Here is an 830-nt window from a genome sequence, read left to right on the forward strand (position 1 = left end):
CGGCACCGTCCGCGCCAAAGCAGTGATCGTCACCGCTTCGCCGGCGGTGCTCGCCTTCGAGGAGATCGCGTTCTCGCCGGCCCTGCCCGACACGCATTTCGGCGCCTTCTTCGACCTGCCGATGGGCATGCTGACCAAATTGCCGGTCGAGATATCGGGCACCAGGCTCGGGCTGCAGCCCTTCGACGACCTGCTGATCGAGCGGATGGCCAGGCACGACATCTATTTCCTCTGCTTCCCGTTCGACCTTGACCTGATGGTCGGCTTCGTCGGCGGCGATTTCGCCTGGGAAATGTCGGCGGCCGGCGAGGCGGCCGGCATCGACTTCGTCGTCGACCGGCTGTGCGGCATCTTCGGCGGCGATACGCGCAAGCATGTCGGACGCGCAATGATGACCAATTGGGGCGGCGAGCGCTTCGTGCGCGGCGCCTATGCCGCGGCCCGCCCCGGCCGTTCACTGGCGCGCGCCGCACTCATGCAGCCGGTGGCCGACAAGATCTTCTTCGCCGGCGAGCATCTGGCCGGCTCGCTGGTCCAGACCTGCGGCGGCGCACGGCTGTCGGGCGAGGCGGTGGCAAGGCAGGTTGTCGCCCAGCTTGCGGCCAAATAGCTTCAGGTAATGTGGAACACCGCGCGGCTGTTCGCGTTGGGCACGGGCCGCCGTGAACATTTGTGTCACCTCCGGTGAATTGAGACCGACATGAAACTCTTCGACTGCCCGCATTGCGGCCATCGCATCTATTTCGAGAACGCCCAGTGCCTGAACTGCGGGAACCCCGTGCTCTACGATCCCGAGCACGCCTGTTTTGCGCTGGCGGGCGTCGATGGCG

General features: G+C 66.0%; 2 protein-coding genes. Both read left to right on the plus strand.

Annotation, left to right across the window (positions count from 1 at the left end):
* Window positions 1-610 (plus strand): FAD-dependent oxidoreductase (locus EN893_RS36070; RefSeq protein ID WP_164901496.1); only part of this gene is annotated, 610 nt, incomplete at its 5' end.
* Between the two features lie 90 nt (window positions 611-700).
* On the plus strand, window positions 701-830 hold a 130-nt coding region (locus tag EN893_RS36075; protein ID WP_206640263.1), incomplete at its 3' end, for a zinc-ribbon domain-containing protein.

It is taken from the genome of Mesorhizobium sp. M7A.F.Ca.CA.004.04.2.1, assembly GCF_004022825.1.
In the GTDB taxonomy this organism is placed as follows: Bacteria; Pseudomonadota; Alphaproteobacteria; order Rhizobiales; family Rhizobiaceae; genus Mesorhizobium.